Raw genomic sequence first — 8986 nt, forward strand, 5'->3', positions numbered from 1 at the left:
GACTCGGTGACTCCTATAAAAAGCCTAACTATTTTTAGCAAACATTTATCAAATTAGTAAGTAGGTGAGCATAAATAAACACAATATCATAGGACAGGTTTTGAGAACTAGACCATTCTTACCTCAAAGCTTTCAGTTAAACCTACCCCTACAATTTTTTCAACGTTTCATTAGACCTACCTACTTATATCATGTCCGGTTAAACAGTGATAAATAAATAACTACGGAGTCCTCAGGAGTCAACCCACCCCTCGCCCCTCCCAGGAGGGGAAGTCAGGAGTCAGGAGGAAAGAGGTAATAAAGAAGAACAACAGCAGAAGAAGGAGAAAGTTTTTTTATAACTAATTATCCGGACATGATATTATTCTTTCTTCTTCCCTCTTCCTTTTTCCTTCTTAAATCACTAAAATAACGGAGTAAAAAAAATCATGGAAATAGTATTAGCGTTACTGGCAGTTTTCGGTCTTGGTACTGGTGCAGGTGTCTTTGTCATTCGCAACCTTTATTATATTTGTCAACCAAGTGAAGTCCTAATTTTTTCTGGAAGTCGTCACCGTGTTGGAGACAGCGATAAAAAAGTTGGATATCGTCTTGTCAAGGGAGGTAGTAGCATTCGCGTCCCCCTATTAGAACAAGCTTTCCGCATGGACTTGAGTAATATGATCATTGAACTTAAGGTTAATAATTCTTATTCTAAAGGTGGTATTCCTCTCACAGTTGAGAGTGTGGCAAATATCAAAATTGCTGGTGAAGAACCTACTATTCACAACGCGATCGAGCGGCTGCTAGGCAAAACTCGCCAGGAAATTGAAAAATTAGCTCAGGAAACTCTAGAAGGAAATTTGCGTGGTGTTTTAGCTTCTCTGACACCAGAACAAGTCAATGAAGACAAAATTGCTTTTGCTAAAAGCTTGCTGGAGGAAGCAGAAGACGACCTAGAAAAATTAGGTTTAGTTTTGGATACTCTACAAATTCAGAATATTGCTGATGATGTAGGATATCTTGATTCTATTGGTCGAAAACAACAAGCTGAATTGTTACGAGATTCTCGTATTGCTGAAGCACAAACCCAGGCAGAATCAATTATTCGAGAAGCAGAAAACCAAAAAAATACTTCTTTCAAACAGATTGAAACGAAAATTGCTGTAGCTCGTGCAGAAGCTGAAAGGCGCATTCAAGATGCGGTGACAAAACGGCAAGCAGTGGTGGCAGAAGCGGAGGCTGATATTGGGTCAGAGGTAGCGCGGACTCAGGCTGAGGTGGCAGTGCAGAATGAGCGTATTAAGCAAGTTGCACAACAGTTACAGGCAGATGTAGTTGCTCCCGCAGAAGCTGAATGTAAACGAGCGATCGCTACTGCCAAGGGAGATGCTGCTGCTATTGTCGAACCAGGAAAGGCACAAGCAGAGGGTATTAAGAAGTTGGCAGAATCTTGGAAAGCTGCTGGTGCAAACGCACGAGAAGTTTTTCTATATCAGAAGTTGGAAGAGTTGCTGAAGATTATGGTATCTACTGTGCCAGAAGTTGATGTGGATAATGTTACCGTAATTAATGCTCAAGGTGGAAGCAATGCGACAAAAATGGCTGCTTTTTTTGAGGAGTTAAAGCAAACTACTGGTATTGATGTAGCTGCTACAGTCAATAGTTTAAGCGATCGGGGTATAGGGAGTAGGCGAGATGGGGATATCGAGACACCCAGAAACTACTGGACTGACACACCTTAAATGGTGCCTTAGTCAGTCCAGTAGGGTGTGTTAGCGATAGCGTAACGGAGCGAAACATTTGGGATAGGCGGTGCGTTACATTTCATTAACGCACCCTACTAGACATCTCCAGAAAAGAGGCAACAGGCAACAGCTCCGGAAAGCAACAGGGAACCCACCCCGAACCCCTCCCAGGAGGGGAATAATTGATAATTTATGGATAAGAATTGATTTTATTTTTATTTTTACCAGATGTCTACTAGACTGACACACCTTAAATGGTGTCTTAGTCAGTCCAGTAGCGTAACGCACCAAAACATTTGATATCAGCGGTGCGTTATACCAAATTAATAAATATTTGCTACAAATAGCTAGGATATTTCTTAGGAGTCAACCCACCCCTAACCCCTCCCAGGAGGGTAACTCAGTCGGATAGAGTCAGAATCAATAGCTTCAATACCATTTTTCAGGTCGTAAATTATTCTTTTCTCTTGGTGCGCGTTCCCTTGCGACTGGCGTCGTCGCGGGGTCGCACCGCTTTGTCAAAGGACATATCCTGCATTTGTCTTTTTATTCCTCTTACTATTCGTAACATTATTTTTTCACGCTTGGTATTACATTTCATTAACACACCCTACTAGACTGTCGCTTAACCTAGCCTACTTGCTAAATACTATTTATTAACGTGATGTAAGCCTTTAATCATCTTTACCATTTTGAGGGTTATTTTGACACTTTCCAAGTGTAGCATTACTTTTGATAAATGGTATAACTGGATATTAGGAAAAAAATTGATGGTTTAAAGGCAATAACTTTGAAGTTTTATAGTGTTCCAGTATTCTGAACTTTAGCTTTAAGTTCTGCTCTAGTTTTTATGAACTGATTACCAAATTCAGTTACTCGACAATATTTTGTTAAATCAATAAATAGCCTTATATCCTCTATTACTGTCTGTTTCCATTTGACTAATGTAGCTTTTTGGGTCAATTAATTCAATCAATTTAAAATCTCGCAATATTCTTAAATCAATAGCTGCATTCGGAGTTACATGAAAAGAGAAAGGCAGATTTTGTGCAGTATAAAGATTTAAAAAATGAATAATTTTGTATTTTGATTCATCAAGCAAAAAGTTAAACATAAAGGTTTGAAGTGAGTCTAATTTCTTTTGTTGTTGCTGAATTAGCTCTATTTGTTGTTGCTGTAAAGTATCTATATCTTCTTTTTGTTTATCAACTTCTTGTTTTAATTCTCGGAATTCAGCTTCAAATCCCCCGCTACCTATTTTTAAAGTTTTGATCAAATTTAGTAAGTCTGTTTGAAATAGGATAATTAATAAGAGCAAGCATACATCACTAGGAGTTATCTCAGGGATTTTAGCTAATTTTCCTGTTTCTATGCTAGTAATAATCGGGAAAATTAATAATCTGAGAGAAAGATAAAAAGTGACAAAAATAGAAGCTATTTTAATATACATGGAAAAAGGCTTGTAAGATTTTTCGTTTTGATTCATAGTTTATTTATTCGTAAGGATTCAGGTGGAGGAGTATTGACAAAAGAGACAATAGGGTAGAAAATCGCATCCATGAACAAAAACCAGCCACTAGAACAAGATAGAGAAAGACTAAACCAGTTGCCTACTGAGGAACTGGTCATTTATGTTATCAATTATCAGTTATCAGTACCTCTGCAATAAGGAGGCTACGAAAATACGGAATTCTCTTTTTTTTATCCCCTTAAAAGCAGAGACCTAGATAGCAAAACTTCATCAAAACCACCATCAAGCAACCTACTCAAAAAACCAGAAACTGACTACTAAAAATCGGCGTTGGTGAATCAAACTATGAATTAAGATATTTGGGTGTTGCATAATCAAGGAACGAACTAATCATTACGGAGTTTGCACGCAACGTCCCTACATCCAACCTATTCCCTAAGCACAAAAATCATCAGGATAATTCACCAAAGCCTAAAAATCATAATCATTCAGCAACGTCAATTTCTGACTCCTGAACTACTGACTCCTTTCTCAATAACCTAAAAAAAGTTACACACTTGACTAATTTCTAACTCAAAACCCAATTTACCAGAGTCCGAACGCCATAACCAGTTGCCCCAGCATTATTGTAACCATTCTCAGCATCTATCCATACAGGACCAGCAACATCCAAATGCGCCCAAGGTGTATCTTTAACAAACTGCTTCAAAAATAAAGCAGCAGTAATAGCACCACCAGGACGAGGTCCAGTATTTTTCATATCAGCGTGCATAGCTTTCAACCCCTCAAAGTATTTCTCCTCCAAAGGCATCCGCCATAGTTTCTCACCAGCACTTTCTGCTGCTGCCGCCAGTTGCCCCGCTAAATCATCATTAGGACTCCATAAACCAGCAATATCATTACCCAATGCCACAACACAAGCACCTGTGAGAGTAGCTAAGTCAACGATCGCATCTACTCCTAATTTATCGGCAAAAACTAAAGCATCGGCCAAAGTTAAACGCCCCTCTGCATCCGTATTGTTAACCTCAATAGTTTTACCATTAGAAGCAGTGAGGAAGTCTCCAGGGTGCATGGCGTGGCCACTAACCATATTTTCAGTGACAGCGCTAATAAAGTGAACTTCCACATCTGGTTTTAACTGAGCGATCGCCTTCACAGTACCAAAAGTTGTACCAGCTCCACCCATATCAACTTTCATTATTTCAATACCACTACCAGAAGGCTTTAAGTTTAAGCCACCAGAGTCAAAAGTTAAGCCTTTCCCAACTATTGCTAACTTTTTACGAGGAGTACCTTCTGGTTTGTAGGTGATATGAATAAATTTTGGTGGAATATCGGAAGCTTTAGCAACTCCCAGGAAAGCTCCCATGCCTAATTTTTCACAATCTTCTTGTTCTAAAATTTCTATAGTTAGCCCAAATTCTTTAGCCAAAGCTTCAGCAGTTTCAGCCATAGTTATTGGGGTACAAGAATTAGCAGGTGCTGCTACAAGTTCCCTGGCTAGGATCACCCCAGAACAGATTTTCTGGGCACGGGCGATCGCTTCATCAGAGCCAGCTAAACCGATTAACTCTACTTTTTCTACATCTGGCCCTTGATCTTCCAGTTGAGATTTAAAGCGATTATCTTGATGGAGGACTAACTCAATGCCTTCTGTGATGGCTGTAGTTGTTGCTTCAGCATTGTCACATATTGGCAAGCTAATGCCTAGAGTTTTGCACCTCTCCTTTTTTGCCAAGCGTCCACAAGTTGCTGCTGCTTGGCGCAGAGTTTCTAATTTTAACTCTTCCGATTTACCCAAGCCCACTATAATAATTTTACGGATGGATTTTTTGCTGCCCACACGAGTCGAGGCACTGCTGTTGACTTTACCCTTAAATTCTGTTTCTTCGATTAGTTCAGATAAAGTGTCAGTCAGCTTTTCATTCAAATAGGCCATATCCCCGGTTAATATGCTATTGGTATCTTCAAATAAACCAATGGCTAAGGCATCTCCGGTCCATTCTAACAGAGGTGTATTGATTGCTCTAATTTCCATCTTGATTTCCTTTTAACTGGTAATTGGTAAATGATCTTAATCGTTTTTTTGAGTTCAAACTCGGATAATTACTTTTTTAATTATTTTTTTGATTAAGTTAATATGTCAGCATTTCCTCCTGAATACTTACCTTAATATACCTTAATTTTGGGAATAGATTTCAATAATCAGAAAAGAGATCGTTGAAACTGGGAATGGTTTTTTAGGTATCAGCTAGTTCCTAAATACTAATCCCTTTTAAATAGGTATCATTTTACTCATAGATAATGCTCAAAGTTTATATCTTTTAGATAAAAATGCAACATCATATCGAAAAATTAATATTTGTTTTTACGTAATACTTGAAAATGTAATATTCATAGTTTTAAACTGTAGTTATATTATTCTTAATTCATATTAAGTTGATTTTCTCCTAGTAAATATTTTTTTATATGTAAGAATATTTTTAGTTTCCAACAATAAGTTATCTATTATTAATTTTAGATATACTATGCTTGTTAGGCAGAAGTATATATAAATTTTTCTCTATGTAAAATAGAACATATCGATAGATAAACAAAGAGTTACCGAGGGACAAATCAGCAACGCCTTATATTAAGCATAAAAATAGATTCAATCCGGAAACTAATAAGAAAATGTGTAGGTCACTAAAGAAAATAATCCAAGATATGATTACTAATAGGGGCTAAGTCAAAATTTTGATGAAAGTCCATTGCTCAACCCTGTCAGGACGACCAAGTCAGGAGGGAGGAAGAAGGAACAGGAGAAGAAAGTTTTTTATAACTAATTAAACGGACATGATATAAAAAAAAAATTTATACCATGCCAAACACCTTAAATATTTGTAGCAAACATTTATAAAAATGGTATAACTTGATTTACTGGACATCATCTCATACCATTTTGAAAAAAGAATGTTACGAATAATAAGTGTGATTAAAAGACTTGACAGGAGATGTCCCTTTGATAAAAAAAGAGAATTTCAGACCTAAAAACTGGTGTTGAAGCCATTTATTCTGACTCCTGACTCCTAATAAAAAGGCTAGTCATTTGTAGCAAAAATTTATCAAATTCGTATAAACCTAAAACTAATTTAAAATTAATTAACTGACGATAAGTAAATGCTAAAACAAAATATAACAAAAGTTTCTATACTGATCGGCGTTTCTATCAGTGCTTTGTTACTAGGAATTTTTCTACCAGAACTGACAAACAATAACAAAAGTATCTCTCAAAACACAATCCAAAATCAGAAGCTCAACCCGGAGCTAGATGTAACAAATTTTGTATCACTTCCACCCCAGCAACGAAGGAGTAAACTGGAAGATGCTATTGAGACAGGAAAATCTCTAAATAGCAGTAGGGCACGTTATATGCTAGCTAATGATTTAATGCAACAGGGAGAAGTAGAGTCGGCGATCGCTCAACTTAAGAATTTAGACCAAGAATATACAGTTCTAGCACCATATGCGTTCTTAAAACGGGCGCAAGCTTATGAATTAACCGGGGATGTTGAGAAAGCACAAAAAGCTTGGTCAGAATTATTAGCAACCTATCCAGAAGAACCAGTGATGGCAGAAGCTTTGTATGTCCTAGGAAAACAAACGCCGGAATATTGGGATGAAGCGATCGCTAAATTTCCCGCTCACCCCACTACAGTAAAAATTGCTCAAGAAAAACTGAAGCAAAATCCTAATCAACCTCAATTGTTATTGCTCATTGCTAAATATGGTTTTCATGTGCCCGAATATGGAACAGTATTGGAACAACTGAGAACAAAATATGCCTCCCAGTTAACTCCTGAAGATTGGGAAATGATTGCTTTTGGATATTGGGAAAAGCAGGATTATCCTACAGGTGGCCTGGCATATCAGAAAGCACCCAAAACACCCAAAAATCTATATCGTTATGCTAGGGGTTTATGGTTAGGGAGAAAAACTAAGGAGTCCCGCGAAGCTTACAAAACATTAATTAATCAGTTTCCCGATGGGGGAGAAGATACAGCTTTGGGTTTGATTCGTTTGTCGAGACTGGTCGATCCAAAAGAAGCAATAGTTTATCTCGACAGGGTAATTGCTAATTTTCCTAGCCATGCTGCCGAAGCTATGCTTGATAAGTCTAAGTTACTCGATCAACTGGAGTCTGCTAAGTCAGCTTCACAGGTACGTCAACAGTTGTTGAGTGAGTATAAGAATTCTGATGCGGCTGCTAAATTACGCTGGGAGTTGGCCGAAAAAGCTGCTGAGGGGGGCAATTTACAAGTGGCTTGGAAGTGGGCACAAGAGTTAACTGCGAATAATCCTGATAGTGAGTTAGCACCACAAGCAGGATTCTGGGTAGGTAAGTGGGCACAGCAACTTGGGCAGACAGAGGATGCTAAAAAGGCTTTCGAGTATATGATTTTACGCTACCCCCACTCTTACTATGCTTGGCGATCGGCGGTGATGTTGGGTTGGCCTGTGGGTGATTTTATTACTGTTCGTTCTCTATCTCCAAAGGTTGTACATACTAAAAAGCGAGATCCGCTGCCTTTTGGTTCTGACACATTGCGAGAACTATATCAGATCGGTCAAGACCGGGATGCTTGGAAACAATGGCAGGTAGAATTTGAATACCGGATGAGTCCAACTGTTGCTCAACAGTATACTGATGGTGTGTTAAGGATTGGTATAGGAGATAATTTAGATGGTATTTGGATGCTTACTAGCTTGAGCAAACGGGAAAAACCAGAGGAGATAGCTGAGTATAAAGCATTAAAGGAAAAGCCTACTTATTGGCAAACTTTGTATCCTTTTCCTTATTTGGAAACTATTGTGAAATGGTCTAACAAACGACAGTTAAATACTGTGTTAGTTACTGCTTTAATTCGTCAAGAATCTCGTTTTATGCCGAAGATAAAATCGGTAGTTGGTGCTACGGGGTTAATGCAAGTTATGCCAGAAACGGGTAAGGAGGCAGCTAAGAATATTAATCTTGTGAGCTATGATTTAGAGAATGTGAATGATAATGTTAATCTAGGTACTTATTACTTAGATTTTACTCATCAAGAGTACAAGGATAATTCGATGTTAGCAGTGGCGAGTTATAATGCTGGACCGAATGCTGTGAGTAGTTGGTTAAAGCGCTTTGGATTTAATGATGCTGATGCTTTTGTGGAGAAAATTCCTTATCCTGAAACCAGGGGTTATGTGGAGTCTGTCTTTGAAAATTATTGGAATTATTTGCAAATTTATAATCCTGAAGTTGCTCAGTTAATGGAGAGACATTACGCTAAACATAAAAAATAAGGAGTCAGGAGTTAGGAGTCAACCCACCCCTCGCCCCTCCCCCTCCCAGGAGGGGAAGGACCGAGTCAGGAGGGAATCAAGAATGAAAAAAGAGGAGGAGAAGGAGAAAGTTTTTTGATCGCTAATTATCCGGACATGATATAACTGACCCTTCCGAAGCTTAAAACTCAGACAAGGGAGATTTTTCTTTCTTCCTTACTTCCGTCTATCCTAGATCCCACATTCGGAACTTCAAGAGCGTATCATTAAAAGTAGTATATGAATCTGTAGCTTGGTAGGTATTTATACTATGCAAATCATCTCAATACTTTTTTCGTTCATCGATCTTCCTAATGAGACTTACACAACTTAACTGGTAAAATTAGACTATAATGCTTGTAAATCAATAATTTTACGTCGAAGCGCTCGCTACGGGACTTACACAAAATTTTAGAGCTGCCGAAATCAAGTAAATATTAAG

General features: G+C 38.1%; 4 protein-coding genes. 2 read left to right on the plus strand and 2 right to left on the minus strand.

What is annotated here, in order from left to right:
- The first annotated feature begins 428 nt into the window (after nt 1-428).
- Nucleotides 429-1724, plus strand: coding sequence for a flotillin family protein (locus tag F6K06_RS24135; protein WP_124154133.1), 1296 nt, complete (start codon nt 429-431; stop codon nt 1722-1724).
- 898 nt (nt 1725-2622) lie between these two features.
- On the opposite strand, the gene F6K06_RS24140 is transcribed toward F6K06_RS24135, so the two are convergent.
- Nucleotides 2623-3213 carry a hypothetical protein gene (locus F6K06_RS24140; protein ID WP_124143879.1) on the minus strand — a complete coding sequence of 197 codons (591 nt, stop codon included), beginning with the start codon at nt 3211-3213 and terminating at the stop codon, nt 2623-2625.
- 553 nt (nt 3214-3766) lie between these two features.
- Entirely contained in the window at nt 3767-5239 is a 1473-nt protein-coding gene (locus F6K06_RS24145; RefSeq protein WP_124143878.1) for a leucyl aminopeptidase, read from the minus strand.
- A gap of 1121 nt (nt 5240-6360) precedes the next feature.
- On the opposite strand from F6K06_RS24145, the gene F6K06_RS24150 reads away from it, so the two are divergent.
- Nucleotides 6361-8526, plus strand: a complete 2166-nt coding sequence (locus F6K06_RS24150) for a transglycosylase SLT domain-containing protein (RefSeq protein ID WP_124143877.1) — start codon at nt 6361-6363, stop codon at nt 8524-8526.
- Nucleotides 8527-8986 lie beyond the last annotated feature (460 nt).

It is taken from the genome of Okeania sp. SIO1H4, assembly GCF_010672695.1.
GTDB lineage: Bacteria > Cyanobacteriota > Cyanobacteriia > Cyanobacteriales > Microcoleaceae > Okeania > Okeania hirsuta.